At 73.0% G+C, this 16901-nt stretch carries 13 protein-coding genes; 9 read left to right on the plus strand and 4 right to left on the minus strand.

Annotation, left to right across the window (positions count from 1 at the left end):
* Positions 1–28: 28 nt before the first annotated feature.
* Complete coding sequence (locus tag ACE1OC_RS29605; RefSeq protein WP_407839577.1) at positions 29–1276, plus strand: DivIVA domain-containing protein; 1248 nt, start codon at positions 29–31, stop codon at positions 1274–1276.
* Between the two features lie 404 nt (positions 1277–1680).
* Here the strand turns inward: ACE1OC_RS29605 and ileS are convergent, their stop codons facing one another.
* Complete coding sequence (ileS, locus tag ACE1OC_RS29610) at positions 1681–4839, minus strand: isoleucine--tRNA ligase (RefSeq protein ID WP_407839578.1); 3159 nt, start codon at positions 4837–4839, stop codon at positions 1681–1683.
* Positions 4840–5411: 572 nt separating this feature from the next.
* Between ileS and ACE1OC_RS29615 the strand changes: the two genes are divergently transcribed.
* From ACE1OC_RS29615 to ACE1OC_RS29640, 6 genes are all read left to right on the plus strand, one after another.
* Positions 5412–6230, plus strand: coding sequence for a TraR/DksA family transcriptional regulator (locus ACE1OC_RS29615; RefSeq protein ID WP_407839579.1), 819 nt, complete (start codon positions 5412–5414; stop codon positions 6228–6230).
* A gap of 289 nt (positions 6231–6519) precedes the next feature.
* Entirely contained in the window at positions 6520–7083 is a 564-nt protein-coding gene (gene lspA, locus ACE1OC_RS29620; protein WP_243330189.1) for a signal peptidase II, read from the plus strand.
* 76 nt (positions 7084–7159) lie between these two features.
* Positions 7160–8101, plus strand: coding sequence for an RluA family pseudouridine synthase (locus ACE1OC_RS29625; RefSeq protein WP_250743762.1), 942 nt, complete (start codon positions 7160–7162; stop codon positions 8099–8101).
* Complete coding sequence (locus tag ACE1OC_RS29630; protein WP_407839580.1) at positions 8098–8583, plus strand: GNAT family N-acetyltransferase; 486 nt, start codon at positions 8098–8100, stop codon at positions 8581–8583. Before ACE1OC_RS29625 ends, ACE1OC_RS29630 begins: the two co-directional genes overlap by 4 nt.
* 219 nt (positions 8584–8802) lie before the next feature.
* Positions 8803–10395, plus strand: coding sequence for a Na+/H+ antiporter (locus ACE1OC_RS29635; protein ID WP_407839581.1), 1593 nt, complete (start codon positions 8803–8805; stop codon positions 10393–10395).
* Positions 10396–10519: 124 nt separating this feature from the next.
* Positions 10520–11218, plus strand: coding sequence for a DUF4328 domain-containing protein (locus tag ACE1OC_RS29640; RefSeq protein ID WP_407839582.1), 699 nt, complete (start codon positions 10520–10522; stop codon positions 11216–11218).
* A 27-nt stretch (positions 11219–11245) separates the two neighbouring features.
* Here ACE1OC_RS29640 and ACE1OC_RS29645 read toward each other — a convergent pair whose 3' ends face one another.
* Positions 11246–12304, minus strand: coding sequence for an SDR family NAD(P)-dependent oxidoreductase (locus ACE1OC_RS29645; RefSeq protein WP_407839583.1), 1059 nt, complete (start codon positions 12302–12304; stop codon positions 11246–11248).
* Positions 12301–13515: a UDP-N-acetylglucosamine--N-acetylmuramyl-(pentapeptide) pyrophosphoryl-undecaprenol N-acetylglucosamine transferase gene (locus ACE1OC_RS29650; protein WP_407839584.1), complete on the minus strand. Its 1215-nt coding sequence runs from the start codon at positions 13513–13515 to the stop codon at positions 12301–12303. Before ACE1OC_RS29650 ends, ACE1OC_RS29645 begins: the two co-directional genes overlap by 4 nt.
* Positions 13516–13587: 72 nt before the next feature.
* Between ACE1OC_RS29650 and ACE1OC_RS29655 the strand changes: the two genes are divergently transcribed.
* Together ACE1OC_RS29655 and ACE1OC_RS29660 are read left to right on the plus strand one after the other, a co-directional pair.
* Positions 13588–14274, plus strand: a complete 687-nt coding sequence (locus tag ACE1OC_RS29655; protein ID WP_274552347.1) for a response regulator transcription factor — start codon at positions 13588–13590, stop codon at positions 14272–14274.
* Positions 14271–15707, plus strand: a complete 1437-nt coding sequence (locus ACE1OC_RS29660) for a sensor histidine kinase (protein WP_407839585.1) — start codon at positions 14271–14273, stop codon at positions 15705–15707. Before ACE1OC_RS29655 ends, ACE1OC_RS29660 begins: the two co-directional genes overlap by 4 nt.
* 108 nt (positions 15708–15815) lie before the next feature.
* Here ACE1OC_RS29660 and ACE1OC_RS29665 read toward each other — a convergent pair whose 3' ends face one another.
* Entirely contained in the window at positions 15816–16865 is a 1050-nt protein-coding gene (locus tag ACE1OC_RS29665) for a mechanosensitive ion channel family protein (RefSeq protein ID WP_407839586.1), read from the minus strand.
* Positions 16866–16901: the final 36 nt, after the last annotated feature.

The raw sequence follows: 16901 nt of genomic DNA on the forward strand, positions 1-16901 counted from the left end.
CCGACGACTACGTAGAGGTGAAGAAGACATGCCGCTGACTCCCGAGGACGTGCGGAACAAGCAGTTCACGACCGTCCGCCTGCGAGAAGGCTATGACGAGGACGAGGTCGACGCCTTCCTCGACGAGGTCGAGTCCGAACTGACGCGCCTGCTGCGCGAGAACGAGGACCTGCGCGCCAAGCTGGCGGCCGCCACGCGTGCCGCCGCGCAGAACCAGCAGCAGGGCATGCGCAAGCCCGAGCCCCAGGACCAGCGTGGCCCCGGCGCCCCCGTGCCCGCCGCCATATCCGGCCCCCCGCAGCAGCAGCCCCCGATGGGTCCGCCGCAGCTCCAGGGCGGCCCGCCCCAGCTTCCCGCCGGCCCCGGTGGGCACGGTCCGCAGGGCCCCGGCCCGATGGGCAACCCCATGCAGCAGCACACCATGGGTGGGCAGCAGCAGATGGGTCAGCAGGGCATGCAGCAGGGCATGGGCCAGCAGGGTCCCGGCCCGATGGGCGGCCCGATGCAGGCACAGCAGCAGCATTCCATGGGTGGCCAGAACCCGCTCGGCCAGCAGATGGGCCAGCCGATGGGTCAGCAGATGCAGCCGATGGGCCAGCAGATGCAGCCCATGGGTCAGCAGATGCACCAGCAGCAGCCTCAGCAGCTTCCGCAGCAGGGTCCCGGTGGCGACAGCGCCGCCCGCGTCCTGTCGCTCGCGCAGCAGACCGCCGACCAGGCGATCGCGGAGGCCCGCTCCGAGGCCAACAAGATCGTCGGCGAGGCCCGGTCGCGCGCCGAGGGCCTGGAGCGGGACGCCCGCGCCAAGGCCGACGCGCTGGAGCGGGACGCGCAGGAGAAGCACCGCGTCGCGATGGGCTCCCTGGAGTCCGCCCGCGCCACGCTGGAGCGCAAGGTCGAGGACCTGCGGGGCTTCGAGCGCGAGTACCGCACCCGTCTGAAGTCCTACCTGGAATCGCAGCTGCGCCAGCTGGAGACGCAGGCCGACGACTCGCTGGCTCCGCCGCGGAACCCCGCCGGTCCCGCGCTGCCGCCGTCGCCGACCCCGTCGATGGCTCCGGCCGGTGCGATGCACTCCATGGGTGGTCCGTCGATGGGTGGCCCGTCGCCGATGGGCGGTCCGTCGCCGATGTCCCCCTCCTACGGTGGTGGCCAGCAGCAGATGTCCCCGGCGATGACGCAGCCGATGGCTCCGGTGCGGCCGGCTGGTCCGCAGCCGATGCAGCAGGCGCCGTCTCCCATGCGGGGCTTCCTGATCGACGAGGACGACAACTAAGCGGTAGCCGTCGGCAGACGGTTCGGGCCGGGCCCGGTTCCCCTTCGGGGGCACCGGGCCCGGCCCGTTTCCGTACCCGGGTACGTACGGGCCCACTGCGGGCCGGAGGCGTGCCGCTGCGCGGGGCGGAGTCCCCTACCCGCCCTTCCACCGTTCCCCGGGGCTGCGCCCCGGACCCCCCCTGGGGCTCCGCCCCAGACCCCGCGCCTCAAACGCCGGCGAGGCTGGATGTGGCCGGCGTCAGCCTGCACGTGGTCGCCGGGGGCTGGGAAATCCAGCCTCGCCGGCGTTTGAGGCGCGGGTCCGGGCGGAGCCCGGGGAACGGTGGAAGGGCGGGTAGGGGACAGAAACAGCTGTGGCCCGGCACCCCCCCAGGAGGAGGTGCCGGGCCACAGGCCGTAGGGCTACGCCTTGCGGAGGCGGAAGGTGAGGCCCAGAGGCTCGTCCTCGAACGGGTCGCCGTACGCGGCGTCCGCCTCGCCGGAGGCGTAGTCCGTGGCCAGGACCTCGTCCGCGATCAGGGTCGCGTGGTCCGTCAGGGCCGTCGCCAGCTCCGGGTCCGCCGTGGACCAGCGCAGGGCGATCCGGTCCGCGACGTCCAGGCCGGAGTTCTTCCGGGCCTCCTGGATCAGGCGGATCGCATCACGCGCCAGGCCCGCGAGCCGCAGCTCCGGAGTGATCTCCAGGTCCAGGGCCACCGTCGCGCCGGAGTCGGACGCCACCGACCAGCCCTCGCGCGGGGTCTCCGTGATGATGACCTCCTCGGGGGTGAGGGCGACCGTCTCGCCGTTCACCTCCACCGAGGCCTCGCCGGAGCGCAGGGCCAGGGACAGCGCCGCCGCGTCGGCCGCGGCCACCGCCTTCGCCACGTCCTGCACGCCCTTGCCGAAGCGCTTGCCCAGCGCGCGGAAGTTCGCCTTGGCCGTGGTGTCGACCAGGGACCCGCCGACCTCCGAGAGGGAGGCCAGCGAGGAGACGTTCAGCTCCTCCGTGATCTGCGAGTGCAGCTCGGGGGAGAGGGTCTCGAAGCCCGATACGGCGACCAGCGCGCGGGAGAGCGGCTGGCGGGTCTTCACGCCCGACTCGGCCCGCGTGGCGCGGCCCAGCTCCACGAGGCGGCGTACCAGCAGCATCTGCCGGGACAGCTCCGGGTCGATCGCCGCGGCGTCCGGGACCGGCCAGGTGGTCAGGTGCACCGACTCCGGGGCGTCCGGGGTGACCGGGACGACCATGTCCTGCCAGACCCGCTCCGTGATGAAGGGGGTGAGGGGGGCCAGGAGGCGGGTGACCGTCTCCACGACCTCGTGCAGGGTGCGCAGCGCGGCCGCGTCGCCCTGCCAGAAGCGACGGCGGGAGCGGCGGACGTACCAGTTCGAGAGGTCGTCCACGAAGGAGGAGAGGAGCTTGCCGGCGCGCTGGGTGTCGTACGACTCCATCGCCTCGGTGACCTCGGTCGTGAGGGTGTGGAGCTCCGAGAGCAGCCAGCGGTCCAGGACCGTGCGGTCCGCGGGCGCCGGGTCGGAGGCCGACGGGGCCCAGTTCGACGTGCGGGCGTACAGGGCCTGGAAGGCGACCGTGTTCCAGTACGTGAGGAGCGTCTTGCGGACGACCTCCTGGATCGTGCCGTGGCCGACGCGGCGCGCCGCCCACGGGGAGCCGCCGGCCGCCATGAACCAGCGGACGGCGTCCGCGCCGTGCGTGTCCATCAGCTGGATCGGTTCGAGGGTGTTGCCCAGGTGCTTGGACATCTTGCGGCCGTCCTCGGCGAGGATGTGGCCCAGGCAGACCACGTTCTCGTAGGAGGACTTGTCGAAGACGAGGGTGCCGACCGCCATCAGCGTGTAGAACCACCCGCGCGTCTGGTCGATGGCCTCCGAGATGAACTGCGCCGGGTAGCGCTTCTCGAAGATCTCCTTGTTCTTGTGCGGGTAGCCCCACTGCGCGAACGGCATCGAACCCGAGTCGTACCAGGCGTCGATGACCTCCGGCACGCGGACCGAGGTGAGGGTGCAGCCCTCCGCCGTGCAGGGGAAGGTGACCTCGTCGATGTACGGGCGGTGCGGGTCCAGGTTCGACTGGTCCGTGCCCGTCAGGTCGCTCAGCTCGGCCAGGGAGCCGACGCAGGTGAGGTGGTTCTCCTCGCAGCGCCAGATGGGCAGCGGGGTGCCCCAGTAGCGGTTGCGGGACAGCGCCCAGTCGATGTTGTTGTTCAGCCAGTCGCCGAAGCGGCCCTGCTTGACGGAGTCCGGGAACCAGTTGGTCTTCTCGTTCTCCCGCAGCATCGCGTCCTTGACGGCGGTGGTGCGGACGTACCAGGACGGCTGCGCGTAGTAGAGCAGGGCGGTGTGGCAGCGCCAGCAGTGCGGGTAGCTGTGCTCGTAGGCGATGTGCTTGAAGAGCAGGCCGCGCGCTTCGAGGTCGGCGGTCAGCTTCTCGTCGGCCTTCTTGAAGAAGACCCCGCCGACGAGCGGGACCTCCTCCTCGAAGGTGCCGTCGGGGCGGACCGGGTTCACGACGGGCAGGCCGTACGCGCGGCAGACCGCGAGGTCGTCGGCGCCGAAGGCGGGGGACTGGTGGACCAGACCGGTGCCGTCCTCGGTCGTGACGTACTCGGCGTTCACGACGTAGTGGGCGGGTTCCGGGAACTCGACCAGGTCGAAGGGGCGCTGGTACGTCCAGCGCTCCATCTCCTTGCCCGTGAAGGACTCGCCGGTGGCCTCCCAGCCCTCGCCGAGGGACTTCTCCAGCAGGGGCTGCGCGACGACCAGCTTCTCTGAACCCTCGACGCCGGTACGGCGCACGACGACGTACGTGACATCGGGGTGCGCGGCCACCGCGGTGTTGGACACCAGGGTCCAGGGGGTGGTCGTCCAGACGAGGAGCGCCGCCTGGCCCGCGAGGGGGCCGGAGGTCAGCGGGAAGCGGACGTAGACCGAGGGGTCGACCACCGTCTCGTAGCCCTGGGCCAGCTCGTGGTCCGAGAGGCCGGTGCCGCAGCGGGGGCACCAGGGGGCGACGCGGTGGTCCTGGGTGAGCAGGCCCTTGTTGAAGATCTCCTTGAGCGACCACCACACGGACTCGACGTACTCGGGGTCCATGGTGCGGTAGGCGTCGTCCAGGTCGACCCAGTAGCCCATCCGGTTCGTGAGCTCGGTGAACGCGTCGGTGTGGCGGGTCACCGACTCGCGGCACTTGGCGTTGAACTCGGCGATGCCGTACGCCTCGATGTCCTTCTTGCCGTTGAAGCCCAGTTCCTTCTCGACGGCGAGCTCGACGGGCAGGCCGTGGCAGTCCCAGCCGGCCTTGCGGGCCACGTGGTAGCCGCGCATCGTGCGGAAGCGGGGGAAGACGTCCTTGAAGACGCGGGCCTCGATGTGGTGCGCGCCGGGCATGCCGTTCGCGGTGGGCGGGCCCTCGTAGAAGACCCACTCGGGGCGTCCCTCGGACTGCTCCAGGGTCTTGGCGAAGGTCTTGCTCTCGCGCCAGAAATCGAGGACCGCGTGCTCGAGGGCAGGCAGGTCGACCTGGGCGGGTACCGGGCGGTACTGCGGCGGTGTGGTCATGAGGCTGAACTCTTCCTCCGGCGGGGTGTCACTTCCGTCCGGAGGGACGAGAGCCGAAATGAAGCTGCTCCCGCGGTACCACCCTCCTTGGCCTGCGGACCTGTGGTCCGTCGGCCCCCTCATTGGGGTGCGAAGCCGGTTCTACTCGCCCTACGGGAATCCCGGTGGGCTTTCTTCCGGCGGCTCCGGGGTGATCCTTCGCATCGCGCTCGCCCCCGGGCTCTCACCGTCCCCGGGTCGCTCCTGGCTGCGTCCGACGCTACTCGTCCCCATCCATGCCTCTCGCTGGGCCCAGTGTACGGGCCGGGGGGCCGCTCGGCAGACCGGTTTACGGGGCGTGGCGCGGGGCCCTCGGCGAAGCGTGGACGGGGGCCGGGATGACCCGAATGGGCCGACGGGCCGCTCCGGGGTGCGGTGGGGCGGGTGGGGCGGATTACCGGGCTCCCTGCTGGGCACAACGGATGCAGGTTGACCTCGATGGACGCGTGCCCCGTTGCCGCGGGGCCGGAGTCGATTTATCGTTCCGGCACGATTCGCGAGCAATGATCACAGTATGTGAAGGGGCCGCGGCCATGGTGGCGAAGAAGACCGCCGGGAGTACTGCCAAGAAGGCTGTCGGGAAGGCTGCGGAGAAGCCGGCGAAGGAGCCGGTGACGGAGGTGGCGGCCCTCGATCCGGAGGCCGGACCGGCGGAAGGCACGGCCGCCGGGAAGAAGGCGGCGGCCACGAAGACGGCGGCGGCCGGGACGAAGGCCGCCGGCGCGAAGAAGGCGGCCGCCGGGAAGGCACCTGCCGGGAAAGCGGCCGCCGCCAAGAAGACGGCCGCGAAGAAGGCCACGGCCAAGACGGCCGGGGCCGAGGGGGCGGCGCAGGCCGCGCACGAGACGGGAGCCCGGAAAGTGGTTGCCAAGAAGAGCACCGGCACGGCCAGGAAGACGGCCACGGCCGCGACCAGCGGGCTGCCCAAGGCGCGGGGCGCGGCGGGCCTGGCGCCCGGCGAGCTCGCCGTACGGCCCGGCGAGGACCCCTGGACCCCGGAGGAGGTCGCCGAGGCGCGGGCCGAGCTGGAGAGCGAGGTGCTGCGGCTGCGCGCCGAGCTCCAGGCCTCCGACGCGGCCATTTCCGGGCTGATGCGGGACTCCGGCGACGGCGCGGGCGACGACCAGGCAGACACCGGCACCAAGAACATCACCCGGGAGTCCGAGCTCGCCCTCGCCGCGAACGCCAATTCGATGCTGGAGCAGACCGAGCGCGCGCTGGAACGGCTGGAGTCGGGCACGTACGGCCTCTGCGAGAACTGCGGCCAGCCCATCGGCAAGGCGCGCATGCAGGCCTTCCCGCGGGCCACGCTGTGCGTGGACTGCAAGCAGAAGCAGGAGCGGCGGCACTGAGCGGAGGCTGAGCGCGGGCCGAGCGGGCCCGGACGGACCCCGGACGGGCCCCGTGCAGGCCCCGGACGGCCCCTGGCGGGCCCGGAGGGCCCGTCGCAGGCCCCAGAGGGTCCCGGGCGGGCGTCGCCCGGCTCCGGCAGCGGTCTGGCCGGGGCGGCCGGGGCGGCCGGGGCGGCGGCCGAAGGGTGCCCTGACGTACCCTCGTGTCTCGTCAGGGTCCGGGAACCTGGCGGGTCGGTCGGCGCAGTACCGTTCGACAACCTGGTTCGAGCTAGTTCGAGGGACTCACGTGGCAGAGGCGGAGCGCATCATCGGTACGCCGGAGGTCGGGGAAGACGGCACCCAGCCCGAATCCGCGGCGCCCAAGGGGCGGCGGCGGATCGTCGCGCTGCTCGTCGTGGCGCTTCTCGCCTACCTCGTCGACCTCGGCAGCAAGATGCTGGTGGTCGCGAAGCTGGAGCACCAGCCGTCGATCCAGGTCATCGGCGACCTGCTGAAGTTCGACGCGATCCGCAACCCCGGCGCCGCCTTCGGCTTCGGCGAGGCCTTCACGATCATCTTCACCTGCATCGCCGCCACCGTCATCGTGGTGATCGTGCGGCTGGCGCGCAAGCTCTACAGCCTGCCCTGGGCCATCGCGCTGGGCCTGCTGCTCGGCGGGGCGCTGGGCAACCTGACCGACCGGATCTTCCGCTCGCCGGGCGTCTTCCGCGGAGCGGTCGTCGACTTCATCGCGCCCGCCCACTTCGCGGTCTTCAACCTCGCGGACTCGGCGATCGTGTGCGGCGGGATCCTGATCGTCCTGCTGTCGTTCAAGGGTCTGGATCCGGACGGCACCGTCCACAAGGACTGACCCGGCAAGCGATCCGCAGGCTGGTCCCGGGCTGATCGCGGGAATGGTCTTCTGTCGAGTCCTGCATACTCGACAGGTGAGTACGATTCCCGAGATCCGCACCCTGCCCGTTCCCGATGGCCTCGAGGGCGAGCGCGTCGATGCCGCCATCGCCCGTATGTTCGGTTTTTCCCGGACGAAGGCGGCCGAACTCGCGGCCGCGGGAAAGGTGCTGGTCGACGGCAGTGTCGTCGGGAAGTCCGAGCGTGTGCACGGTGGCGCCTGGCTCGAAGTCGAGATGCCCGAACCGCCGCGGAAGGTCGAGCTCGTCGCCGAGCCCGTCCCCGGCATGGAGATCGTCCATGACGACGACGACATCGTCGTCATCATGAAGCCGGTCGGCGTCGCCGCCCACCCCAGCCCCGGCTGGACCGGCACCACCGTCATCGGCGGCCTCGCCGCCGCCGGCTACCGCATCTCCACCTCCGGTGCCTCCGAGCGCCAGGGCATCGTGCACCGGCTCGACGTCGGCACCTCCGGCCTGATGGCCGTCGCGAAGTCGGAGCGGGCGTACACCTCGCTGAAGAACCAGTTCCGCGAGCGGATCGTCGACAAGCGCTACCACGCGCTGGTGCAGGGCCACCCCGACCCGATGAGCGGCACGATCGACGCGCCGATCGGGCGGCACCCCAGCGCCGACTACAAGTGGGCCGTGACCCAGGAGGGCAAGCCCTCCGTCACGCACTACGACCTGATCGAGGCCTTCCGCGCCGCCTCGCTGCTGGACATCAAGCTGGAGACCGGGCGCACGCACCAGATCCGCGTGCACATGGCCGCGCACAAGCACCCCTGCGTCGGCGACCTGACCTACGGCGCCGACCCGACCGTCGCGAAGCGCCTCGGGCTCACCCGGCAGTGGCTGCACGCGGTGCGGCTCGGGTTCGAGCACCCGTCCGACGGGCAGTGGGTCGAGTTCGCGAGCACCTACCCGGCGGACCTGCAGAACGCGCTGGACGTGATCCGCAAGGAGAGCGAGTGACCGCGGGCGGCGCCGGCGCCGGCTCCGTCGCCGTACGGGTCGTCGTCACGGACGAGGACCTGAAGGCCTGCTTCGCCGTGCGGACCGAGGTCTTCGTCGTCGAGCAGTCGGTGCCCGAGTCGATCGAGTACGACGCGTACGACGAGATCGCGGTGCACGTGCTGGCCGAGGGGCCGGACGGGGTGCCGCTGGGCACCGGCCGGCTGCTGTACGGGCCGCGGGCCCTGGGCAAGACGGGCTCCGCGGAGGTCGGCTCGCTGGGACGGCTGGCCGTCACCAAGTCCGCGCGGGGGCTCGGGGTCGGGGTGGCGCTGGTGCGGGCGATCGAGGCGGAGGCGGTTCGGCTCGGCCTTTCGGCCGTCGACCTCGGTGCGCAGACGCATGCGATGGGGTTCTACGAGCGGCTCGGGTACGAGGCCTACGGGCCGGAGTTCGAGGACGCCGGCATTCCCCACCGGTCGATGCGGCGCGCCCTGCCGTAGCCCGGCCCGGGGGTGGGCGCTGCCCTGCGGGGCCGTCCCCTACCCGCCTTTCCACCGTTCCCCGGGGCCGCGCCCCGGACCCCCTGGGGCTCCGCCCCGGACCCCGGTCCTCAAACGCCGGACGGCTGAGAAGACAAGCGGCGGTGGGGCTGGATTGGCTGAGCCCGACACGCACCCCGGTCCGCCTCGCCCAGCGCAGTGGGCTGGCAGGGTGTGGGAGTGGATCAGCTCCTGCTGTTGTTCGTGCTGTTGCTCGGGGCCGTGGTGACGGTGCCGCTCGGGGACCGGTTGGGGTTGCCCTCGCCGGTGCTGATGACGCTCGGCGGGGTGGTGCTCGCGCTGGTGCCCGTGGTGCCCAACGTCGACGTCCCGCCCGAGTACATCCTGCCGCTCGTGCTGCCCCCGCTGCTGTACGCCTCCGTGCAGCGGACCTCCTGGCGGCAGTTCGCCGCCAACGTACGGCCCATCCTGCTGCTGGCCGTCGCCCTCGTCTTCGTGACCACCGTGGCCGTCGCCTGGACCGCGCACGCCCTCGTGCCGGGGCTCTCGATCGCCGCGGCCGTCGCGCTCGGCGCGCTCGTCGCCCCGCCCGACCCGGTCGCCGCCACCGCCGTGGCGGGGTCGCTCGGGCTGCCCCGGCGCATGGTGTCGATCCTGGAGGGCGAGGGGCTCTTCAACGACGTCACCGCCATCGTGCTCTACCACGTGGCCATCGCCGCAGCCGTCAGCGGCACCTTCTCGTGGCCCGGGGCGCTCGGGGAGTTCGTGCTGTCGGCCGTCGTGGCCGTCGCGGTGGGGCTCGGGCTCGGCTGGGCCGCGAACCGGCTCATGGGGCGGCTCGGCGATGCCACGCTCCAGATCGGGCTGACCCTGCTCGTGCCGTTCGTGGCGTACGTGCTGGCCGAGGAGTTCTACGGCTCCGGCGTGCTGGCCGTGCTGACCACGGCACTGTTCCTCGCCGAGTACGCGACCGACGCCGACGACGTGCTGGGGCGGCTCGCCGGCCACACGTTCTGGGAGGTCGTCGACATGCTGGTCACCGGTGTCGCCTTCGGGCTCATCGGGCTGGAGCTGCACAACGTGTTCGGGGCGGCCAGCGGCCGGGTCGGGGAGATGGCCGGGTGGGCGGCGGCCGTGGTCGCGGTGGTGGTCGGCGTACGGCTGGTGTGGCTGCTGCCGGCCGGCTGGCTCGCGAAACGGCTCCACTCGCGGCGCGACTACGAGGAGGAGATCCCGCTGAGCTGGCGGGAGTCCGTGGTGATGTGGTGGGCGGGCATGCGGGGCGTGGCCTCGGTGGCGCTCGCGCTCGCCATTCCCTTCGAGACGGAGGGCGGGGAGCCCTTCCCGGCCCGGCAGGAGATCGTCTTCATCGCCTTCGCCGTGATCATGACCACCCTGGTGGTGCAGGGGCTGACCCTGCCCTGGCTGGTCCGCCGGCTCGGCGTGGAGGCCGACTCGGACGCGGAGGCGGAGTTCGCCCGCGCGCTGGCGATCCGCGCCGCCAAGGCCGCGAAGCGGCGGCTGAAGGAGATCGAGGAGGTGGAGGACCTGCCCGAGGACCTGGTGGAGGTGCTCTACCGCCGGGCGTACGACGTGGGCGCCAGGATCAGCCCGGACATGGTCGACGAGGAGCGGCGGGAGGCGTACGCGAAGCGGGTGGAGCGGATCCGCGACGTGCAGCGCATCCAGCGGGAGATGATGTCCGCCGCCCGGCACGAGGTGCTGGCCGCGCGCAGCGAACCCGGCGCCGATCCGGAGATCGTCGACCGGGTGCTGCGGCACCTGGACGTGCGCAGCCTGCGTAGCCCGTAGCCCGTAGCCCGGGGAGGGCGGTGGGCATGGGCATGGGCATGGGCATGGCATATCGTCGGGCGGCTCGGGTGCCCGTCCGATGGCCTGGGTCCGCACCGTACGTTCCCGTGGGGGGTACTTCGTCATGTCCCAGTCGTCCGCGACACCGTTGCAACGGCCTGTCGGGGAGCTCCGTTCCCCGCAGGTCCTGGCGACGGCCCTGACCGTGCTGCTGTCCCTCGTGCCCGTGCTCGGTCTCTTCTCCGTGACGGTCGACCACCACGCCCGGCAGCTGATGACGCAGGTGGTCGCCGACCCCGCGACCCTGGAGCGGGGTGACCTCGACCTGGTCGACGCCCTCCAGTCCCTGCTCCTCGTCGGGCAGACGTTCCTCGGCTGGGTCCTGGTCGTGGTCTTCATCCTGTGGTTCCACCGGGTCCGCCTCAACGGGCAGGTGTTCCGCCCCGACGGCTTCAGCCAGTCCGCCGGCTGGGCCATCGGTGCGTGGTTCGTCCCGTTCGTCAACTTGGTGCTCCCGTACCGGGTGGCGCGGGAGACCTGGGAGGCCAGCGCCCAGAATGCGCCCGACGGCTCCTTCCGCCCGCGCTCGGGTGCCCCGGTGACGGCCTGGTGGGCGGTGTTCGTCTTGAGCTGGGTGCTCAGGCTCTTCGTCGGCTTGCGGCATCCGGCCGGGACGGACGCGGAGTTGCGCGACGCCTTCGCCCTGCGCGCGGTCTCGGATCTGACCACGGGCGCGGCCGCCGTCCTGGCCATCGTCTTCGTGCGCAAGCTGACCGAGCTGCAGCGGGTCAAGGCCTTCGAGGGGCCGAACGCCGCTGTCTGAACCGGTGGTCGGACGGCGGGCCCGGGCTCAGACCTGGTAGCGGTCCGGGGCGAAGAGGTGGAGGTGGGCGGCGATCCACTCCGAGGTGCGGGTCAGGCCCTCCTGGAGGGAGACCTCGGGCTTCCAGCCGGCCCAGTCGCGGGCCCGGGTGTTGTCCGACAGCAGGCGCTGGACCTCGCTGCCCGCGGGACGCAGCCGGGCCGGGTCGACGACCACCTCCGCGTCCCGGCCCGAGGCCGTGATCAGCGCCCGGGCCAGGTCGCCGATGGAGATCTCCTCTCCGCTGCCGAGGTTGACCACCTCGCCCAGCGCCCGGTCGCATTCCGCGACGGCGAGGAAGCCGGCCGCGGTGTCGGTCACGTAGGTGAAGTCCCGGGTGGGGGTCAGGGACCCCAGGCGGACCTCCCGGGCGCCCGCGTGGAGCTGGGCGAGGATGGTGGGGATGACCGCGCGGGCCGACTGGCGGGGGCCGTAGGTGTTGAACGGCCGGACCACCGTCACCGGCAGCTCGAACGCGTGGTGGAAGGAGAGCGCCATCATGTCGGCGCCGATCTTCGAAGCGGAGTACGGGGACTGCGGCTGGAGCGGGTGGCCCTCGGAGATCGGGGCCGTCAGGGCCGTCCCGTAGACCTCGCTGGTGGAGGTGTGGACGAGGCGGCGCACGCCGTGGCGGCGGCAGGCCTCGGCCATGTTCTCCGTACCGGTGACGTTGGTCTGGACGTACGCGCCGGGCGAGGCGTAGCTGTACGGGATCCCGATCAGCGCCGCCAGGTGGAAGACCGTGTCGCAGCCGGCCACCGCGTCGCTGACCCGGCCCGCGTCGCGGACGTCCCCGGCCCACATATCCACCGGGCCGCCCGGGTCGGCCAGGTACCGGGCCAGGTGGCCCTTCTCCGCGTACGGCTTGTAGTGCACGAAGGCGCGCACCTTCGCGCCCCGCGCGACCAGCAGGTCGACGAGCGTGGAGCCGATGAACCCCTCGGCGCCCGTGACCAGGACCGTACGGCCGCTCCAGTCGGCCGGGGTGCGCGCCGGGGTGAGGGCGAGCGTGGGCGTGGAGGTGTGCGTGGGGGCGTGCGTGGTCATACGAGCTCCAGGAGAGTGGGGGAGAAGGAGGGGAAGCCGGCGACCCGCAGGACCTGCGAGGCCAGCAGTTCGGCGGCCCGCGCGTGCGGGCCCGGGTCGGCCGCGCCGGCCATCGCCGCCAGCCGCGCCGGGTCGGCCAGCAGCGGGGCGAGCAGTTCGGCGAGGCGGTCGGCCGTGGCCTCGGCGTCCGCCAGCAGCAGGCCGGCGCCCGCGTCGGACAGCACCCGGGCGTTGTGGGTCTGGTGGTCGCCCGGGGCGTGCGGGTAGGGGACCAGCACCGCGGGGACCCCGGTCGCGGCGAGCTCCGCCACCGTCGCCGAGCCCGCCCGGCACACCACCAGGTCGGCGGCCGCGTAGACCAGGTCCATCCGGTCCAGGTACGGCACGGCCCGTGCGATCCGCTGCCCACCCGAGGCGGACAGCCCGGCCACCGTGTCCGCGAGCGCCGCCGGCCCCGTCTTGATCAGCAGCTGTACGTCCTCCCGCGCCTGCCACGCGGCCGCCAGCCCGGCCGCGGCCGAGGTCAGGCGTACGGCGCCCAGACTGCCGCCGTTGAACACCACCAGCCGCCGCCCGTCCGGCACCCCGAGCTCCCGCCGGGCCCGCGCGCGCAGGGCCGCCCGCTCGGGGCGGGACAGTTCGGCGAGGCCCGACAGCGCGGCGGAGATCGGCATCCCGGTGGTCAGCGCCCCCGCCCCGCCCGCCAGGTGCTCCCGGCTGCGGTCGAAGGCCACCGCCATGTGCGGGGTGAGGCGGGCCGCGAACTGGTTGGCCCGGCCCGGTACCGCGTTGGACTCGTGGATGACCGCCGGCAGCCCCGCCAGCCGGGCCCCGAGCACGGCGGGCGCGCTCGGATAGCCGCCCATGCCGACCGCCACGTGTGCGCCCTGCGCCCGGATCACGGCCCGCGCCTGCCCGGCCGAGCGCAGCAGCGCCGCGGGCAGGAGGTAGCGCTTGGCACCCAGCGCCGGGTCGAAGGGGATCATGTCCACGGTGTGCAGGCGGTAGCCGGCGGCCGGGATCAGCTCGGTCTCCAGTCCGCGTTCGGTGCCGATGAACGAGACCACGGCGTCCGGAACGGCGGCGCGCAGCGCTTCCGCCAGGGCGAGGCCGGGATAGATGTGGCCGCCGGTGCCGCCCGCGCCGATGACGACGGAGAGCGGCGGGGGCGGGGGCCGGCGTGAGGAGGAGTGAGGGGGCGAGGAGGTCATGGACGCAGACTTCCGGTGCGTCCTAAGAAGGTTCTAAGAGGTACTCCCGGAGCATTTGGGAGGCTTTGTCGTATGCAGCGGATTCTGGTGGTGGACGACGAGCCCGAGGTGCGGGCCGCCGTCGAGGACGGGCTCGCCGTCGAGGGGTACGAGGTGCGCGGTGCGGCCGACGGGCTGGCCGCGCTGTCCGAGGTGGCCCTCTGGCAGCCGGACGCGGTGGTCCTCGACGTGATGATGCCGGTGCTGGACGGGCTCGCCGTGTGCCGGCAACTGCGCGCGGTGGGCGACCGTACGCCCGTGCTCGTCCTCACGGCCCTGGACGCGGTGAGCGACCGCGTCGACGGGCTGGAGGCGGGCGCCGACGACTACCTGGTCAAACCGTTCGCGCTCGACGAGCTCGTGGCCCGGGTACGGGCCCTCCTGCGGCGGGCCGCCCCCGACGATCCGGCCGGGGGACGGGCGCTCCTCGGGTACGGGGACCTCGTGCTCGACCCCGCCACCCGCACCGGGCGGCGCGGGGAGCGGCCGCTGGAGTTCAGCCGCACCGAGTCGGCGCTGCTCGAACTGCTCCTGCGCCACCCCGGACAGGTGCTGCCGCGCGAACTCGTCCTGGAACTGGTGTGGGGCCGGGACTTCGGGCCGGACTCCAACTCCCTGGCCGTCTACGTCGGATACCTGCGCCGCAAGCTGGAGGCCGGCGGCGAGCCCCGGCTCGTGCACACCGTGCACGGGGTCGGCTACCGGCTGGACGCCGCGTGAGCGGGCGGGGCCGCGTGGGCCGGCGGGGCCGCGGGGACGAGTCCGGGCACGGAGCGCGGTGGCGGCGCAGGCGGCCGCTGCGGACCCGGCTGGCGCTGGCCGCAACGGCCGCGGTGGCCTGCGTCGCGCTCGGCGTGTGCGCGGCGGCCTTCCTCGTCGTGCGCGGGGCGCTGTACCGGCAGCTCGAACTCAGCCTGACCCAGTCCGCCCGCCTCGCCGCCCAGCGCAACCCGGACTCCGGACCCGGGACCCTGGCCGGGGAGTGCCGGTTCCGGGCGGCGCCCGCCTGCGCCGAGGTGGTGCCGGCGGATCCGGGGCGCGACCCCAAGGCGCCCTACCTGCTGCCGGTGGACCCGGCCGCGCGGGAGGTGGCCGCCGGCACGCGGGCCCCGTACTACACCGCCATCGTGCACGCCGGGCATCCGGCGCGGATGCTGACCACCGACTACGGCAAGGGGCGGGCGCTCCAGGTGGCGTTGCGGGCGGACACCGTGGAGGACGGCATCGAGCAGGCCGCCTGGTGGCTGGCGCTCACGGCGGCGGCCGGGGTGCTGCTGGCCACGCTGCTCGGCTACTGGGTCGCGCGGACCGGGCTGGCGCCCGTCACCCGGCTCACCGCCACCGCCGAGCGGATCGCCGCCACCAGGGACCCGAGGCACCGGATCGAACTGCCGCCCCCGGGGCGCGGCCGCGAGGACGAGGTCACCCGGCTGGCGGGGAGCTTCAACACCATGCTGGGGGAGCTGGAACAGTCCGTCACCGCCCAGCGCAGGCTCGTCGCGGACGCCTCGCACGAGCTGCGGACCCCGCTGACGGCGCTGCGGACGAACGCGGAACTGCTCGCGCGCGGGGACCGGCTGACGGCGGAGCAGCGGGAACGGGCCTCGCTGGCGCTCGGGCGGCAGCTGCGGGAGGTGACGGGGCTGGTCAACGACCTGATCGAGCTGGCCCGCGACGAGGAACCGCAGCTGCTGGTGGAACAGGTGCGGCTGGCTCCGCTGGTGGAGTACTGCGTCGGGGCCGCGCGGGCGCACTGGCCCGGGGTGGCGTTCCGGGTGCGGGGGCCGTCGCCGGAGGAGGCCGTGGTGGTGGCGGGGGTGCCGGCGCGGCTCAGCCGGCTGCTGGGGAACCTGCTGGACAACGCGGCGAAGTTCAGCCCGGCGGGGGCGGAGGTGGAGGTCGGCCTGATGGTGCGGGGGGACGGCGGGGCGGAGGTGACCGTACGGGATCACGGGCCGGGGATCGCGGAGGGGGATCTGCCGTACGTCTTCGACCGGTTCTACCGGGCGGGGGCGGCGCGGGCCCTGCCGGGGTCGGGGCTGGGGCTGGCGATGGCTCGGCAGATTGCGCGGGCGCACGAGGCGGAGTTGACGGCCGAGGCCGCTCCGGGTGGGGGCGCGCTGTTCCGGCTGACCTTTGCGGTGCGGGGCTGAGTGGGTGGGGGCGTGCCCTGCGGGGCGGAGTCCCCTACCCGCCCTTGGCCCGTTCCCCGGGCGCTGCCCGGACCCCGGTCCTCAAGCGCCGGACGGCTGAAATGGGGCTTAGGCGCCCGACGGGCTGGATTGTGGTGGCGGTGGGAGGGGTGCCTCCGTTGTGGCGATGTGGGGGAGGGCGTACGGGTGGTGGGTGCGTAGCCAGGTGATCATGCGTTCGCGGACCGCGCAGCGGACGGTCCAGACGGCGTCGCCGTCCTTCGCCGTGACCACCGCGCGGACCAGGATGGTGTGCGGGGTGGTGTCCGTGACGGCCAGGGAGCCGGTGCGGCCGTCCCATTCCGGGATGTCCTTCAGGATCCGCTGGAGCTGCTCGCGCATCAGCTCCACCGGGGCGCTGTGGTCCAGGTGCCAGAACACGGTGCCCGTCATCTGCGCGCCACCGCGCGACCAGTTCTCGTAGGGCTTGCTCGTGAAGTACGAGACCGGCATCGTGATCCGGCGCTCGTCCCAGGTACGGACGGTGAGGAAGGTGAGGGTGATCTCCTCCACGGTGCCCCACTCCTTGTCCACCACCACGGTGTCGCCGATCCGGACGGTGTCGCCGAAGGCGATCTGGAGTCCGGCGAAGAGGTTGCCGAGGGCGGCTTGTGCCGCGATGCCCGCAACGATGCCGAGCACGCCCGCCGAGGCCAGCATCGAGGTGCCGACCGTCCGCATCTCGGGGAACGTCAGGAGCATCGCGCCGAGGGCCACCACGATCACCACCGCCGTGACCACCCGCTGGATCAGCGTGACCTGGGTGCGGACCCGGCGGACCCTGGCCTGGTCGGAGGCGTCGGCCGCGTAGCGGGCGTACGTGGAGTCCACGACCGCCGTCGTGATGCGGATCAGCAGCCACGCGGCCGCGGCGATCAGGATCAGGGTCAGCACGTGCCCGGGGCCGTCCGCGCGCCGGCGCACCGCCTGCAGCAGGGAGGCGGCCAGGACCACCAGGAACGGCGGACGGCAGCGGCGCAGCAGCCCCCACAGCGGGGTCTCGCTGTGCCGGGCGTCGGCACGGCGCAGCAGCAGGTCCAGCAGCCAGCCCGCGAGCAGGGTGACGGCCAGGGTGCCGGCGACGGCCGCGATCGGGCGCAGGAAGGAGTCCGTGTCCATGCAGGCCAACGTAACCGGAGGGGGTCCGCCGAAACT

It is taken from the genome of Streptomyces stoeckheimensis (genome assembly GCF_045822005.1).
Lineage (GTDB): Bacteria > Actinomycetota > Actinomycetes > Streptomycetales > Streptomycetaceae > Streptomyces > Streptomyces stoeckheimensis.